Below are 15,745 nucleotides of genomic sequence, written 5' to 3' on the forward strand. Positions count from 1 at the left end.
GGCGATGAGGGGATTGCGGCGTCGGCGTCGTATCGGTACGGCACCCAGGAGCACATGTTCTCCCGGGGTGCGGACGGGTCGTTGCTGCACTCCTATAACGCCGGTGAGTCCATCGAGTCCGAGTCGTATCCCGCGGCGCTCGCGGGTCAGCCGGTGGCGTTCGTGTCGGGTGACACCCAGCACGTGTTCGCCAGGTTGAGCGACAACACGATCGGGCACTGGTACTGGTACCCCACCGACGCCGACCCGAACTTCGAGCAGTGGGGTGCCGACGACATCGCGGGCAACCCGACCGGGTACGCCTTCGGGGACCAGCAGCACGTCTTCGCCCGCGGCACCGACGGCAAGCTCAAGCACCTCTACTGGACCCCGGACACGGGCATGGTCGAGGAAACCCAGACCCAGTCGGTCGCGGGTGACCCGGTGGCGTATGTGTGGGGCGACCAGCAGCACGTGTTCGGCCGCACCACCGACGGCCACCTCGCCCACTGGTACTGGACCCCCACCGACGCCGACCCCAACTACGGGATCTGGGGTTCCAGCACCATCGCCGGTGACCCCACCGGGTACGCCTTCGGTGAGCAGCAGCACGTCTTCGCCCGCGGCACCGACGGCACGCTCAAGCACTTCTACTGGACTCCCGACGAAGAAGTCGTCGACGAACCCCTCGGCGCACCCATCCAGGGCAACCCGGCCGCCTACGTCTGGCAGGACCAGCAGCACGTGTTCGCCCGCACCCCGGACAACCAGCTCGGCCACTGGTACTGGACCCCGGAAGACAACCAGCCCCGCCACGACAACTGGGGCGGCAACCTCGGCACCAACCCCACCGGCTTCGCCACCGACAACCAGGAAAACATCTACGGCCGAACCACCAACGGCACGTTGACCCACTGGTACTGGAACACCGACATGGGCGCCCCGGACATCGAAAACTGGGGCCAGTGAAAGAAAGGAAGTACGTCATGCGAACGAAGATCGCACGGCCGCTCGCCGCGCTGGTACTGGCCGCGGCGACCGTCGCCGCGGTGCACAGTCCCGCCTTCGCGGACACCACCACAACGCTCAGCTTCTCCGCGCACCAGGACGACGACCTGCTGTTCATGAATCCGGACATCGCCTCCGACGTCGAAGCCGGGTACAACGTGTGGGTCACCTACCTCACCGCGGGGGAGATCCCGTGCGAGAGCCACGACCCGTGCGGCATGGACTACGCCGACAGCCGGGTGCAGGGTGAACGCGCCGCCTACGCCGAGACAGCGGGGGTGCCGAATTCCTGGACGTACGAGGAAATGTGGTTCGGTGGCCACCCCGTCGCCGTGAACCACCTCGACGGGACGAACGTCCACCTCGTCTTCACGTACATCCACGCGGCCGCCGGGCCCGAGGACAACTGCGGTGACCTCTTCCGCATGCTGCACGACGACTCGTACGAGGCCCGGCCGATCGACTACCGGCCCGCGTACACGAAGGATTCGTTCGTCGGCATGCTCCGGTCGATCATCGACTACGTCCAGCCCGACTACCTGCGCACCCAGAGCACGCTCGGACACCGGGAACGACGCGGTGACGGCGTGGCCGACAACGTCGACCACGTCGCCGGGGCGATACTCGCGGCCGACGCGGACGTCGACGGCGCGGGCAACACCTGGATCCGGCGGGACGAATACCAGGGCTACGTCATCACCGACTACCCGGACAACGTCGGCGGCTACTGGCGCGACCGCAAGCAGCAGATCTGGAACGCCTACAAGCCGTTCGACTACCAGATCAGCCCGTGGTCGTGGGACAACGTGATGGGCAAGCAGTACCGGCCGGAAGGGCGGATCTTCTGGCCGGGCATCCCCTGGGTGCCGCCGGGCGACTTCAACGCTTGCTAGTGGTGTTCCGTGAAGACCGCTTTCCCGTTGCCGGAAGCGGTCTTCACGGACATCCGCGGTTCACCGGCCTCCCGGGCGCCGTACCTGGTGAAGAGGGCCTGCGCCTCGGCGTGGGTGGCGTCGGATTCCGCCTGCCGGCCCAGCGCTCGCTGGGCTGCCGCGAGGTCCCGCAGGTTGCGGGCCCGCCACAGGGGGAGGGAAAGCGCGTCGCACCAGGTGAGGGCGAGCTCGAGGTGGCGCCGGGCGGACTCCGGCTCGCCGCGGACGAGTTCGAGCTCACCCAAGGTGCGGAGCATGAGCGCCTGGCCGAAGCCGTCCTGCATTTCGCGGCAGGTCGCCAGCGCGTCTTCGAGCTCCGCGCGCAACTCGTCGGTGTTCCGGCGTCCCTGTCTGATGTGGACTTTCACGAGGGCCTGGGTGGCGTAGGCGATCATCAACCGGTCACCGGCTCCCCGCAGGAGGTCCAAGCCCTGCGCGCACGCCCGCTCGGCTTCGGCGAGCCGCCCGGCCGCGCGGTGCACGATGCCGAGCGAACGCAGGACGAGGGCGACGCCGTGGTTGTCCGGCAGCGCCCGGTACCGGGTGAGGGCGCGCTCCAGTTCGGTGCGGGCTTCGGGCAGCCGGCCGAGTTCGGTCAAAACCATGCCGCGGCCGTGGTGCGCGCGGGCCTCCGCCCGCGGGTCGCCGAGCCGGCTCAGCACCGGGAGGGCCTCTCCGAGCAGCTTCAACGCTTCGGGCAGCTGTGCCTGCTCGCGCCGGACGCTGCTCAGCATCATCCGCGTGATCGCTTGGCCGCGGACGTCGTCGACTTCGGCGTACGCCTCGAGGGCCTGTGCGTAGTAGTCGGCGGCTTCGTCGAGTCGATCCTGCTCGCTGCGCAGCCAGCCGAGACCCGCCAGCAGCAGGCCCTGACCGGAGAGGTCGCCCGTCTGCCGGGCCGCTCCGAGCGCGGCCGTGTGGGTCCGCCACCAGTAGTGGAAGTGGTTCTCCACGGCGAAGGACGAGGAACACAGCGCGGTTGCCAGCCGCACGGCCGGATCCGCCAGCCCCAGCTCGCTGGCGCGCTCGACGATGTGCACGAGCGCCGCTTGTTCGGTGTCGAACCAGGCGAGGGGCTCGCCGAGCGCGTCTGTGGAGACCAGCTCCGGGGTCGCCGCCGGACCCGGGGCGGCGGGCCGCAGGGCGCGCACCGGGGTGCCGCCCGAGGCCCACTCGACCAGCCGGTACCACTCGTCGGCCGCCTGCCGGACCGCGAGCCGCAGCTGCTCGGCGTCCTCCTCCGCTTCGGCGCGTTCCCAGCCGAACACGCGGATGAGGTCGTGCAGGCGGTACCGGGTGACACCCGACCCGTCGTTGCTGACCACGTCCAGCAGCTGGGCGCGGACCAGTCCTTCGACGATGTCCTCGGCGTCGTCCGGCGGCACCGACAGCAGCACGCTCACCAGCCAAGCGCCGAAGTCGGGCACTCCCAGCCAGCCGAGCCGGCGCAGCGCGGACCGTTCGAGGTCACCGAGGCCGCGGTAGGACAGGGCGAGGCTGCCGCGGACTTCGAGGTCGCCGATCGCCAGTTCGTTCAGGAACTTCCGCTGTTCGCGCAGCCTCGGCACCAGCCGGGACGGCCGCCAGTCCGGCCGCGCGGCGAGGCGGGCGCCGATGATCCGGACGGCCAGCGGCAGGTTGCCGCAGAGGTGCACGAGCGTGCGGGCCGCGTCGGGTTCGGCGGCGATCCGGGTGCCCCCGACGATCTGCGTGAGCAGAGCGAGACCGGTTTTGTCGTCGAGGACCTGCAGGTCGATGTGCTCGGTCGAGTCGAGCGCGGCCAGCCGCACCCGGCTGGTGAGCACGCACAGGCAATCGTCACCGCTGGGCAGCAGCGGCCGCACCTGGCGTTCGTCCGCTGCGTCGTCGAGCACCACCAGCAGCCGCTTCGACGCGGAGAGGGTCCGGTACAGCTCGCCGCGTTCGTCGAGGCCCACCGGGAGTTCGGCGTCGGCGACGCCCAGGGCGCGCAGGAACCGGCCGAGCACCTCGACGGCGTCTACTGGCGACTGCTGGGCGCCGCGCAGGGCCACGTAGAGCTGCCCGTCGGGGAACCTGGCCCGCAGCAGGTGACTCACGTGCACGGCCAGTGAGCTCTTGCCGGAGCCGGGCTTGCCGGAGATCGCCACCCGGCGCGCGGCCGGCTTGGTGAGCGCCGCCGACTCGGCGGTCCGGCCGGTGAAGTCGGTGATGTCCGGGGGAAGCAGGCATGGGCCGCCGGACGCCTCCCGCAGCGGCGCCGGTTCCTCTTCGGACTTCGGCGCGGCCGGTGCGCCGGGCTCGGGCGCCACCGTGTCACCGCGCAAGATCCGCTGGTGCAGGGCCCGCAGCTCCGGCCCGGGTTCGACGCCGAGCTCTTCGACGAGCAAGCCGCGCCCCGCTTGGTAGCACCTCAGCGCATCGGCTTGCCGTCCGGTCGTCCACAACGCGGTCATCAGCTGGCCGCGGAGGCGTTCGCGGAGGGGGTGCTCCGCGACCAATGCCGTCAGCTCGTTGACCAACCCCGCGCCGCGACCCAGTGCGAACGCGCAGTCGATGCGCTTCTCCAGCACGTCCAGCCGCTGGTCCGCCAGCCGGGCGGCCTCCGTCGCGGCGAACCGGGACTTGAGGCCGCCGAGAGCCGGGCCTTGCCACTGGTCGAGCGCCTGCCCGTACCGCTGTTCGGCCGCTTCGTGGTCCCCCGCGCCGGCCGCCGAATCCCCTTCGGCCGCCAGGCGGGCGAACTCCAGCAAGTCGACGGTGCAGCCGGTCAGCTCGATCCGGTAGCCGCTCTGTTCGGTGAGGATCGCGCCCGGTACCCCGTCGGGCTGCTGGAACGCCCGGCGCAGGGTCGAGACGTAGGTGTGCAGCAACGCGGATGCGCTTTCCGGCGGCGCTTCGTCCCAAATGATCGAGATCAACCGGTCGGCGTGCAGCACCCGGCCTTCCGCGAGCAAGAGCGCCGCGAGCAAGGTGCGGGGTTTGGGGCCGCCCAGCGGGACATCGGTCCCGTTTCGCCGCGCCGTCACCGTCCCCAGCAGCTGAAACCGCATCGAGATCCCCCCAGCCCCGTGAGATCACACGATCAGGTGACCCCTTACGGACCCTAGTTACCTCGTCGGAGGGCGCACAAGAACGCGATCACCCGAGGTCGGATGCGGTCGGGAAAACACTCGAACGGCGGAAACGAGGAGTTGCGGCGGGTAGCCGGGCCGGCGTCGGGCCTTCCGTCGGCGACCTGGAGTTCGCCGACGAGCTGACCCTCGGCCGCGCGCTCTCGGGCCGCCGGGCGCTCTAGGGAGCGTCGAAGCGGCGCAGGTCGTACAGGTCCATCAGGCGGATCACCTTGTTCGCGTACTCCGGGTCGGTGGCGTACTTGCGCGCCACCGCCCGGATGAACGCGTCCGGGTCCGTCCGCACCGGCAGCGCCGCCGCGTAGTTCGGCGAAGTCGTCAGCAGCCGGCCGTAATCGCGGAATGAGTCGTCGATCGACGCGTAGGAGCGGAAATACGCGTCCACCGGGTGGCAGGGCGCCGGAACGCATTCCGTCGTCGGGTACTGCGCGCACCGCAGCGCGATCGGCCCCGGGCTCGTCGGCGTCACGCACTTGAAGCCGAAGTAGTTCCGCTCGGCCGTGGACAACTTGCTGCGGCCCCAGTTCGACTCCAGGATCGACTGCGCGACCGTCACCGACGCCGGGATGTCGTACGCCGCGTGGATCGCGCGCGCGATCGGGCCCGCCGTGGTGACGTACGCCTCCTGGAAACCGGAGCTCAACGCCGCCGAGTGCGTGGCTTCCTGGTCGATGGGTGGGACCACCACCAGTACCGCCGCCAGTCCGAGGAGGATCATGGCGACACTTTGCCCGGCTCACCCCCGGAAAAACGCGAGGTCACCCGGACGAAGGACTCAGCAGTAGCCGAGCTGCGCCAGCGTGTCGACGATGATTTCGGACGGGTGGTACTTGTCCATCCAGGACTCGCCGCGCCGGTTCTGGTACGTGTCGAGGAAGTTCTGCAGCTTGTCGCCGCGCATTTCCGTCAGCACGACCGTCTCGCCGAGGTGCTGCGGCGTCTCCGTGCGCTCGCGGTGCACCGCGCAGGGCAGGCCCAGGTAGTAGCACTCCGCCGAAAGACCACCCGAGTCGGTGACGACGTACTCGGCGCGCGCCACCAGCGGCAGGAACTTCAGGTACCGCATCTTCGGCTGGACGATGAACTGGTCGTCGAAGATGTTCCCGATGCCGAGCGAGCGGATCTTCTCGCGCTCGGGCGCGCCGGCCATGTACAGGATCGGCATCTTGCGGCTCTGCTCGCGCAGGATTTCCAGCGCCTCGCGGTACTTGTCCGGGCGCGAAACCAGCTCGAAGCGGTGCAGCGTGGCCAGGCCGAACTTCTCCGGCAGGTTCGGCACGTCCAGCGGGCCGTTGATGGCCAGGCGCATCGCGTCGATCGCCGTGTTCGCCTCGGTGTCGACGACCACGCCGCGGGCGTGGCGCAGGTTGTTGACCTCGCGGATGCTCGGCGCGAAGTGGATGTCGACGATCTTCGCCGCGATCTTGCGGTTCAGCTCCTCCGGCAGCGGCGAGAGGATGCTGCCCGACCGCGCGCCCGCCTCGACGTGCCCGACGCGGGACTTGAGGATCCGCTTGCCGATCAGGGAGCCGTACGGCGTGGTGAACGTGTCGCCGTGCACCAGCACCAGCGGCGGGCGGCCGTCCTCGGTCAGCGCGGCGCGCAGCTCGTGGCGGCGGCTCCACGCCGTCCGCAGCACCTGCGCGGCCCAGCCGGGCACCTGCGCCGGCGACTCGAGGTTGTGCGCCTTGTCCTCCGGCACCAGCCAGACGTCCGGCTCCGGCATGTTCAGGTCGGCGAGGACGTCGGCGACCTCGTCGACGTGCTGGGCGGTGAACCAGATCTTCGGCCGCATCCCGCGCTCGCGGATCCCGTGGTAGACGGGCGCGATCTTGATCAGTTCCGCGGTGGTGCCGAGAATGAAGGAAATCACCAGAGGAGCCCATTTCCGGTCGGGTGCGGTGGCGTAAGGATACTGGCCGACCCGGCACCCGGGCCGCCGGGTAGCCTCGGCACGGTGAGTGCGAACCCGCTCCTCCCCTCGCTCAGCGTCGTGATCCCGGTCTACAACGAGCAGGACTGGATCGAACGCAGTGTCGGCGCGCTGCTCGCTTCGGCGTCGGCCGCGAGCTGGCCGATCGAGGTCGTCGTGGTCGACGACGGCAGCACCGACGCCACCCCCTCCCGGCTCGACGACCTGCGCGAACGCCACGGCATCACCGTGCTGAGGCAGGCCAACTCCGGCCGGTTCGAGGCGCGGCGGGCCGGCATCGCCAAGTCGTCCGGCGAGTGGGTCGCGCTGCTCGACAGCCGCGTCATCGTCGACGAGCAGACCCTGACGTTCCTGCGCGACCAGCTCGTGGAGCACCCCGAGCGCGCGGTCTGGAACGGGCACATCAACGTCGCGTCCGAGCACAACCCGTACGCCGGCTTCATGGCCGGCCTGGTCAAGGTGCCGTGGCGCAAGTACTGCGCGAACCCGCGGCTGATGTCGTACGGCATCGACGAGTTCGACGTCTACCCGAAGGGGACGACGTTCTTCTGCGCCCGTCGCGGCCTCCTCGAGGGCTCGGTGACGGCGTTCGCGTCGCTGTTCGACGACCTCCGCTTCGCCAGCGACGACACGCGCATGCTGCGCTGGATCGCCGAGCGCGAGCGGATCTGGCTGGCCCCGGAGCTGTCGGCGACCTACAACGGGCGCGACTCGTTCAAGAAGTTCACGCAGCAGGCCTACTTCCGCGGCACGACCTACGTGGACTCCTACATCGCCTCGCCCGGCCCGGCCCGCAACGCCCTGTTCGGCGCGCTCGCCGCCGGGGTGATCGGCCTGGTCTTCGCCGCGAAGAAGCCGAAGACGACGCTGGCCGCCGGGGTCCTCGGCGCCGTCGCCGCGGGCGAAGTCGTCAAGAAGTGCGGCGCGACCGGCCCCGAGGCCCGCGCGGTCACCAAGCTGCTGCCGGTGTTCGCCGGGGGCTTCGGCGCCGGTGTCCTGCGTGGACTGGCCATGGCCGTGCGGGCCGGGCTCCGCCGCCGATGAGCACCGAAGTGGACACGCCGGCCGCCGCGCCCAGCGGACGCACGACCGCGGGCAGCCTCGGCGGCTCGCTGATCGTGTCCATCGGCCTCGGCTACCTGCTCACGGTCGCCTGCCAGCGGCTGCTGCCGCCGCAGGAGTACGCGGTCTTCGTCACCTTCTGGGGCCTGGTGATGGGCCTCGGCAGCACGCTGTCGCCGCTCGAGCAGGAGCTTTCGCGCCAGTCGGCGGTCGCCGCGCTCGGCGGCGGCAAGGCGGGCCGCCCGGCGCTGCGGGCGGTCGCGGTCGGCGTGGTCGTCGCGGCCGCGTTTTCGCTGGCCCTGCTGATCCCGCCGGTCAACGACAAGCTGTTCCACGGCGAGTGGTCGCTGGCGGTCATCGTGCTGGCCGGGGGCGTCGCGTTCGCCTGCCAGTTCGGCACGCGCGGGCTGCTCATCGGGCAGCACAAGGTGAAGGCCTTCTCGCTGCTCGTGATCGCCGAACCGGCCGTCCGGGCGCTGATCCTGGGCGTCCTGTTCGTTTCGGTGGCCTACAACGTCGTCTCGCTGGCGATCGCGGTCGCGGCAGGCTCGTTCGCCTGGCTGCTGTTCGCGCGCCCGGCCCGCCGGTTGCTCGACTTCCACGTCGAGGGCGACGGCTGGGGCGTCACGACCCGCCGGATGAGCATGCTCCTGGTCGGCGCGGCCCTGACGGCGGCGGTCATCACCGGCTACCCGGCCCTGGTCGGCCTCCTGGCCCCGGGCGGCGACGGCGACCGCGTCGGCGCGCTCTTCGCGGCGCTGGTCATCGCGCGGCTCCCGCTGACGCTGATCGGGCCGGTGCAGTCCTTGGCCGTGCCGTTCGTCGTCCGGCTGTCGGTGACGGACGAGGGCCGCCACCGCCTGCGCCGCGTGCTCGCGCTCGGCGCGGCGGCGTCGCTGGCCCTGGCCGCGCTCGGTGCGCTGGTGGGGTTGTGGCTCGGCCCGTGGGCGGTCCGGTTCGTCAGCGGCCCGAAGTACGACATCGACGGCTGGTCGGTGGCCGGGCTGGTGTGGTCGTCGGTGCTGCTGGTGCCGATGCAGCTGCTCACGGCGGTGCTGGTGGCCCGCACGCAGGCGAAGCTCGTGCTCGCGACCTGGGCGGTGGTGACCGGCACGGCCTCGCTGGTGCTGCTGTTCCTGCCGGGTGACACGGTGTTCCGCGCGGTGGTCGCACTGGCCGTGGCGCCGGCGCTCGGGCTGGCCGTGGTGCTGGCGTTCGTCCTGCGGCGGGCGCCGGAGCCGGTCGAGCCCGAAGCCGCCTGAGGTTCGCCGGTCACCGGGATGTCGTGAGTGGTCCCGGACGCGGTGCGGGGCCGGTTTGAGCCTGGCGCAGCGGGCAGCAACCCCCAGCCAACGCCCTCATCCAAGGCCCCCAGACAGGGCCCACCCTCCCTGGGGGTCCATCCCCGCTTCAGTCTATCGGCCCCACCCGACCGAAACCCTCGCCGAGAAGCCGCCCGAGCCGTCTTGTCCACACCCCAGCCTCGTTGTGGAAGACGGCAGGGAAAGCCTCGTTGCGGTGGAAGGCGGCAGGCGAAAGTCTGGTGGTGGAAGGCGGCACGCGAAAGCCTCGTGGTGAGAGGCTCCACACGCCAGCCTCCTGGTGGAAGGCAGCACGCAAAGCCTCGTCGTTGACGACAGCAGGCAACCAGCAGGCAACCAGCGTGAACCAGCGAGCGCCGAACGACCGGCCGCAGCGGAAGCCTCAGCCCCGCGGCGGGGACTGCGGCAGGTCCAGCCGGTACACGCTCACCGTGCCCGAGGTGAACACCTTCGTCAGGCCCGGCAACCCCGACAGCTTGCTCAATCCCGGCGCCAGGCTGTACGTCAGCTTGCCCGTCCAGTGGCGGCCGTCCGTGCCGACCGTCGGGGCCGACGTGTCCACGTACACCCAGCGGACGTTCTTCGCCCGCAGGATGTTCTGGACCTCCGGGTCCTCCGGGTAGTAGTTGAACATCGCCAGCAGCGTGATGTTGTCCTGGATCGGGCTGTGACCGTCCGGGACGATGTTGAGGATCGGCAGGTCGTAGTCGACGTACAACAGCGTCGAGCCGTCGTTCGCGTTGTTGAGGATCGCCTCGCCCGGGGCCACGTGCTCGTGCAGCCACTTCGCCGCCGCGTCGTCCGCCGCGTCGTAGCGGACGAACTGCGGGGCCGCGTAGCGCTGGCTCAGCGACAGCGCCCCCGTGTTCATGTAGCCGCGGAACGACGTCACCGTCAGCGCACCCAGCAGCACTACGACCAGCCCGTACGCCACCGCCGGCCGGAACCGCGCCGGGACCGGGTTGCGCTTCTGTACCGCGACCACGAACAGCGCCAGCGCCACGAACAGCACACCCGCCAGCGGCGGGATCAGCAGGTAGACGTGGGTGTCGAGGCGGTTGGCGACCCGGTAGTAGTAGCGGCCGATCGTCGCGCCGAAGCCCGAGTTGGGCGAGTAGTGGAAGCTCACCATGACCGTCGCCCAGAACAGCCAGGCCGTCAGCAGCGGCCACGCCCGGCGGGACAGCAGCGTGGCGACCACGCCGGCCAGGCCGAGCAGGCCGAGCACCAGCTGGCCGATCGTGCCGCTCGGGTCGAAGTAGCCGCCGTAGGGCAGCCGGGCGACCAGCTCGAACGACGCGCCCAGCTGCGTGCCGCGGATGTTGGCCGGCGCGTCGACCACCGAGCCGTTGCCGAGCCGCAGCAGCGCCAGCACGTCCGGGACGATGAGGACCACGCCGACCACGCCCGCCAGCACCAGCGGCAGGAGCGCGCGGACGAAGGCGAGCCGGCCCGCCTTGGTGAACAGCAGGCCGATCAGGGCCGCGACCGTCGTCAGCGCGACCGAGGTCAGCGCGCTCGGGTGCACGTTGAACGCGCCGGCCGCGGCGACGCCGACCAGCACCGCGCGGCCCCAGTTGCGCTTGCCGAGCAGCAGCATCACGGCGACGAGGCCGGGCATGAGCGTCATCGCGGCCGCGTTCGGCAGCACGCCGCCGTCGTGGGCGAAGGCGATACCCGGGCGGTACAGCTGCACGGAGACCAGCGCGGCCACGCCCGCGGCGAGCTCGACCCAGCCGCGGCCGAGCCGTCCGTGCCGGAGCACGGCCGCGGTCAGGGCGGCGACCGACAGCGGCAGCACGACCACCGAGAACACGACGGTCGCCAGGTTCAGGGACAGCATCGTGTCCCCGAAGACGTCGGTGAGCAGCGCGCAGAGGTCGGTGAAGCCGGGCGGGTAGAACTGGACGTTGGTGTCGTGCACGACGTCGATCGGCAGGATCTGCCACGGCGCGGCCTTGCCGGTGAAGTGCGTGAAGGCGGTCAGCACGGCGTGCGTGACGGTGTCGTGCTCCTGGGTCGGCGTCTGCCACGACCCGAGGCCCTTGTGCCACGTGCGGACGCCGAGGCCGACCCCGGCGACGGCGATGAGCGCGCCGAGCACCTGGGCCACCAGCCCGGCGCGGCCGGTCAGCGTGCGCAGCCGCGGGTCTTCGGCGGGCTCGGCGGGCTCCGCGGCCGGACGGCGGCGGCGGACCAGCCACCGCACCCCGCCGAGCACGAGCAGGACGACCACGAGCGCGACGACCGTCGTCAGCAGGCCGAAGCGGATCCCGGTGACGCCCGTGAAGAGCGACACCAGGAGGACGAACCCGGTGGTCAACGGCGCCGAAAGGCCCGCCAGCCACAACCGTTCCCGTATGCCGGTGACCAGGAGGATCGAAAATCCCGGGAGCAACACCACCAGGATTCCCACAGCCAGCCGGACAGCTTCGGACAGCATGCTTTCTCCGATCAACAAAGCCGCCAACGCCGGGGAGTCTATGGGTGGCCGCGGTCCGCCCAGGATGCGGGTGACCAGCGAGCTGACGTGCGCGGTAGCGTGGCCGCCGCCGGAGAACGGCGGTCGCCGCGGGTGCGGGACGGATCACGGCGGAAAATAAGGGGTGAGAATGGGTTTTCTGCTCGTTCTGGCCGCATTCTGGCTCCCGGGCGCCGTTTTCGGGGCCGCGATCGGCCTGCGGGGCTGGACGCTGGGCGCGGCCGCGCCGGTCCTCACGTTCGGGCTCGTGGCCCTCGCCGTCCCGCTGCTCGGCGGTACGGGCATCCGGTGGACCGCGCTGTCGGTGTCCCTGTGGACGCTCGTGGTGTCGGCCCTCGGCTTCGCCGTCACCTGGGCCGTGGCCCGGTTCACCCGGCGGCGCCGTCCGGACGCCGAGGCGGCCTCGCCCGGACGTCCGCGGTGGTCGTGGCGCGCGCACGCCTTCACGGCGCTCGGCGTCGCCGCCGGCATGGCGGTCGGCGCGCTGACGGTCCTGCGCGGCATCCCGACGCCGGGCACGGTGAACCAGGACTGGGACGCCGCGTTCCACGCGAACCTTGTCCGCTGGATCGCCGAGCGCGGTGACGCGCGCCCGTCGACCATCGGCACCATCGCGAACCTGCCGGACGAGACCCGCTACTTCTACCCGGACACCTACCACGCGCTGCTCGCCCTGCTTTTCGGCAAGGGCGGGCTGACCGTGATGCCGCTGTTGAACTTCGCGTCCATCGCCGTCACCTTCGCGGTGCCGCTCGGCGTGGCCGCGATGTGCCGCGCGTGGCGGCTGCCCCCGGTGACGGCCGCCGCGGCCGCCGCGGCTTCCGCCTGCTTCACCTCGTTCCCCTACGACCTGTTCTGGCACGGCCCGGTCTGGCCGTACGCCGCCGGCGTCGCGCTGGTCCCGGCCATGCTCGCGGTGGTCCGCCTGCTGCTCGAGCCGGGCGGGGCCACCGGGCCGCTGGCCGTGGGCGTCGGCGTCGCGGGACTGGCGGCGCTGCACACCAGCGTCGTGTTCGTCCTCGTCGTCTACTGCGTCCTGATCCTGGCCGCCGTGCTGCTGAAGTTCGAGCCGATCGACTGGCGGCGGGCCTGGCCGTCGCTGGTGGCGGCCGCGCTGCTGGCCGCCGGGCTCGGCCTGCCCCAGGTGCTGCCCTCCCTCTACAACGCCGGTGGCGTCACGTCCGCCGTCTGGGCGAACGCGGCGACCATGACCGGCGCGGTCGGGCAGGCCGTCACGTTCTCGCCGATGGCGAACTTCCCGCAGTGGTGGATCGGCCTGCCCGCCATCATCGGCATCTTCCTGCTGGCCCGGCGACGGCGGATGGTCTGGCTGGTCGGCGCGTACGTCGTGCTCGGCGGTCTGTACGCGGCGACGGTGTCCATGGAGAACCGCCTGGTCCACCTGCTGAGCGGCCCGTTCTACAACGACAACTACCGGCTCGCCGCGCTGCTGCCGATGATCGGCGCGGTGGGCTTCGGCGAGTTCGTCCACTCCGCGACGGCGTGGTTCGCGGAGAAGGTCCGGCCCCGGCTGCCGAAGCTGCACCCGGCCGCGCCCGTCCTGGCCGGCGTGGTGGTGCTCGCGGCGGTGGTCGGCGGGTTCAGCCGCGGGTACGTGTACCTCAACTCCGTCCACGTCAACATCGCCTACCGCGGCTTCCCCGCGGTCAGCGCGGACGAAGAGACGGCGTTCGCCTGGCTGGCCGCGCACACCGTGCCCGGCGAGCGCGTCCTGAACGACCGCCTCGACGGGTCGGTCTGGATGTACGCGCTGCAAGGGGTGAAGCCGACGCAGTGGAACTACTACGGCGCCCCGCGCACCAGCGACGTCGGCTACGTCAGCACGTTCGCGAACCGGCTGGAGTCCGACCCGGAGGCCCGGCGGATCCTGCGGGAGCTCAAGGTCCGCTACGCCTTCGTCGGCCAGGGCAACGCCGTCCCCGACCAGCGGAACGACCCCGGCCTGCTGAACCTGGACACCACGCCCGGGTTCAAGCTGGTCTACCGCAACGCCGGTGCCTCCGTCTACGAGATCGCCGGCCAGCAGGACGTCGTGGCGGCCGGGGCCGCGCCCGGGTCCGCGGCCGGTGACCGGCAGTGAAGGGATAAAGTGATCGCGTGTCTTCGACCTCGGCGACCTCGGTGACCAGCCGCCGCGTGCTCATCGTGATGCCCGCCCTCAACGAGTCGGCGAGCGTCGCGTCGGTCATCGAGCAGGTGAAGCGGGCCCTCCCGGACGGCGACCTGCTGGTCGTCGACGACGGCTCGGTGGACGACACCGCCCAGCTGGCCCGCGCCGCGGGGGCCGAGGTGGCGCGGCTCGCCGTGAACCTCGGGGTCGGCGGCGCGATGCGCACCGGCTTCCGCTACGCCGCCGCCCGCGGGTACGACGTCGTCGTGCAGGTGGACGCCGACGGCCAGCACGACCCGGACGAGCTCGACGCGCTGCTGCGCGGCCTGGACGACGCGGACATCGTGATCGGCTCCCGGTTCGCCGGCAAGGGCGCGTACAAGGCCAGCGGCCCGCGCAAGTACGCCATGGTCGCGCTGTCGATCGTGTTCTCGCGGCTGGCGAAGACCCGGCTCACCGACGTCACCTCGGGCTTCAAGGCGATGGGGCCGCGCGCGATCCGGCTGTTCGCCGGCTACTACCCGGCCGAGTACCTCGGCGACACGGTCGAATCGCTGGTCATGGCCATCCGGGCCGAGCTGACCATCAAGGAGATCCCGGTCATCATGCGCGAGCGCGCGGGCGGCACGCCCAGCCACTCGCCCGTCAAGTCGGCCGTCTACCTGGGCCGCGCCGGGCTCGCGCTGCTGCTCGCGCTGGTTCGCCGCCGTCCCGCGGTCGACTCCTCAGACTCGGCATAAGGAGCTTCCGAAGATGGCCGGTTGGCGCATCCTCAGCATCGTCATCGCCTGCTTGGTGCTGTTCGTCGTCGTCGAGATGATGCGGCGGCGCAAGCTGCGGGAGAAGTACGCGGGCGTGTGGCTGATCGTCGCCATCGGTGTCGTGGTGCTGGCCGCGATCCCGGCGGCCGCGCAGTTCCTGGCCCGGCTGACCGGGGTGGAAACCCCGTCGAACTTCGTCTTCCTCCTCGCCGGTGTCGTGCTGGCGCTCGTGTCGCTGCACCTGTCCACCGAGACCGGGCACCTCGAGGAAGAGGTGCGCACGTCGGTCGAGGAAATCGCGCTGCTGCGCTGCGAGCTGGAGGACACCCGGCGCGAGCTGGCGAGCCGGATCGCCGAGCTGGAAGCGAAGACGGCGGCTCCCGACGACGTCAAAGGGCTCCCGGAGGTCGAGCGCGTCAGCAAGTGACGCGCTGATCGAGGCCCTGCTCGCCGCCCCCGCGCGGCTGGGCCGGGTGCGCGTGCTCGCCATCGACGGCCCCTCGGGGGCCGGCAAGTCCACGCTCGCCGCCCAGGTCGTCGCCGGGCTGACCGCCCGCGGGTGCCGGACGGCCCTGGTGAGCACCGACGCCTTCGCGACGTGGGACGACCCGGTCGCGTGGTGGCCGCGGCTCGCCGACGGCGTTCTGCGGCCGCTGGCCGCCGGCGTGGCGGGGGCGTACCGGCGGGTGGACTGGTCCACCGGGGCACCCCGGCCGGGTGAGCTCGTCGGGGTGGAGGTGCCGGACGTCCTGGTGCTGGAAGGCGTGTCGAGCGGCCGCGCTTCGGTAAGACCCTTGCTTTCCCACCTCTGCTGGCTCTCCGGCGGCTCCGCGGCCGAGCGGCTGGCCCGGGCCGTCGCACGGGACGGCCCGGCCGCACGGGACGAATTGGCGCGCTGGCAACGGTTCGAGCGCGGTTGGTTCACCGTTGACGGCACCCGCGAGGCCGCCGGATCCCGACTTTCGTAGGGGACAGCGTGGTCACGCTCTGTGTCCGGCCTGCTCCGGATCGATCCAGCGGTC

The 15,745-nt window shown here is 71.3% G+C and carries 12 protein-coding genes and 1 pseudogene; 9 read left to right on the forward strand and 4 right to left on the reverse strand.

All coding sequences use genetic code 11. From position 1 onward, the window contains the following. Together DV20_RS40655 and DV20_RS40660 are read left to right on the forward strand one after the other, a co-directional pair. A partial coding sequence (locus DV20_RS40655) for a DUF346 domain-containing protein (protein WP_043789001.1) occupies nt 1-948 on the forward strand: 948 nt, incomplete at its 5' end. A 17-nt stretch (nt 949-965) separates the two neighbouring features. Beyond that, entirely contained in the window at nt 966-1,880 is a 915-nt protein-coding gene (locus DV20_RS40660) for a PIG-L family deacetylase (RefSeq protein WP_043789002.1), read from the forward strand. Here DV20_RS40660 and DV20_RS40665 read toward each other — a convergent pair. Then, nucleotides 1,877-4,951, reverse strand: coding sequence for an AfsR/SARP family transcriptional regulator (locus tag DV20_RS40665; protein WP_084093924.1), 3,075 nt, complete (start codon nt 4,949-4,951; stop codon nt 1,877-1,879). The two genes, DV20_RS40660 and DV20_RS40665, sit on opposite strands and share 4 nt — an antisense overlap. A 170-nt stretch (nt 4,952-5,121) precedes the next feature. Here DV20_RS40665 and DV20_RS45320 point away from each other — a divergent pair. After that, nucleotides 5,122-5,196 (forward strand): annotated as a pseudogene (locus tag DV20_RS45320) (recombination mediator RecR); the annotation flags it as partial. Here the strand turns inward: DV20_RS45320 and DV20_RS40670 are convergent. Both DV20_RS40670 and DV20_RS40675 read right to left on the reverse strand, forming a co-directional pair. Next, entirely contained in the window at nt 5,193-5,750 is a 558-nt protein-coding gene (locus DV20_RS40670; protein ID WP_043789003.1) for a glucosaminidase domain-containing protein, read from the reverse strand. The pseudogene DV20_RS45320 and the gene DV20_RS40670 overlap by 4 nt on opposite strands. A gap of 57 nt (nt 5,751-5,807) precedes the next feature. Further along, on the reverse strand, nt 5,808-6,905 hold the full coding sequence (locus DV20_RS40675; protein WP_043789004.1) for a UDP-N-acetylglucosamine 2-epimerase: 1,098 nt from the start codon (nt 6,903-6,905) through the stop codon (nt 5,808-5,810). 84 nt (nt 6,906-6,989) lie between these two features. Between DV20_RS40675 and DV20_RS40680 the strand changes: the two genes are divergently transcribed. Next, nucleotides 6,990-8,009 (forward strand): glycosyltransferase family 2 protein, encoded by a 1,020-nt coding sequence (locus DV20_RS40680; RefSeq protein ID WP_043789005.1) that lies wholly within the window; start codon nt 6,990-6,992, stop codon nt 8,007-8,009. Continuing rightward, nucleotides 8,006-9,289, forward strand: coding sequence for a lipopolysaccharide biosynthesis protein (locus DV20_RS40685; protein WP_043789007.1), 1,284 nt, complete (start codon nt 8,006-8,008; stop codon nt 9,287-9,289). Before DV20_RS40680 ends, DV20_RS40685 begins: the two co-directional genes overlap by 4 nt. Nucleotides 9,290-9,731: 442 nt before the next feature. Here DV20_RS40685 and DV20_RS40690 read toward each other — a convergent pair whose 3' ends face one another. Further along, nucleotides 9,732-11,792, reverse strand: coding sequence for a DUF6541 family protein (locus DV20_RS40690; RefSeq protein WP_043789008.1), 2,061 nt, complete (start codon nt 11,790-11,792; stop codon nt 9,732-9,734). Nucleotides 11,793-11,961: 169 nt separating this feature from the next. Between DV20_RS40690 and DV20_RS40695 the strand changes: the two genes are divergently transcribed. The 4 genes from DV20_RS40695 (at nt 11,962) to DV20_RS40710 (ending at nt 15,691) form a co-directional block, all read left to right on the forward strand. Then, nucleotides 11,962-13,932: a DUF6541 family protein gene (locus DV20_RS40695; protein WP_043789009.1), complete on the forward strand. Its 1,971-nt coding sequence runs from the start codon at nt 11,962-11,964 to the stop codon at nt 13,930-13,932. A gap of 68 nt (nt 13,933-14,000) precedes the next feature. Next, nucleotides 14,001-14,702 (forward strand): glycosyltransferase family 2 protein, encoded by a 702-nt coding sequence (locus tag DV20_RS40700; protein ID WP_084093926.1) that lies wholly within the window; start codon nt 14,001-14,003, stop codon nt 14,700-14,702. Nucleotides 14,703-14,715: 13 nt separating this feature from the next. Beyond that, the gene (locus DV20_RS40705; protein ID WP_043789010.1) at nt 14,716-15,150 is read left to right on the forward strand and encodes a DUF2304 domain-containing protein; all 435 of its coding nucleotides are present in this window, start codon (nt 14,716-14,718) and stop codon (nt 15,148-15,150) included. Nucleotides 15,151-15,187: 37 nt separating this feature from the next. Then, complete coding sequence (locus tag DV20_RS40710; protein WP_235191153.1) at nt 15,188-15,691, forward strand: uridine kinase family protein; 504 nt, start codon at nt 15,188-15,190, stop codon at nt 15,689-15,691. The last annotated feature ends 54 nt before the right edge of the window (nt 15,692-15,745 follow it).

It is taken from the genome of Amycolatopsis rifamycinica (assembly GCF_000695625.1).
Taxonomy (GTDB): Bacteria; Actinomycetota; Actinomycetes; order Mycobacteriales; family Pseudonocardiaceae; genus Amycolatopsis; species Amycolatopsis rifamycinica.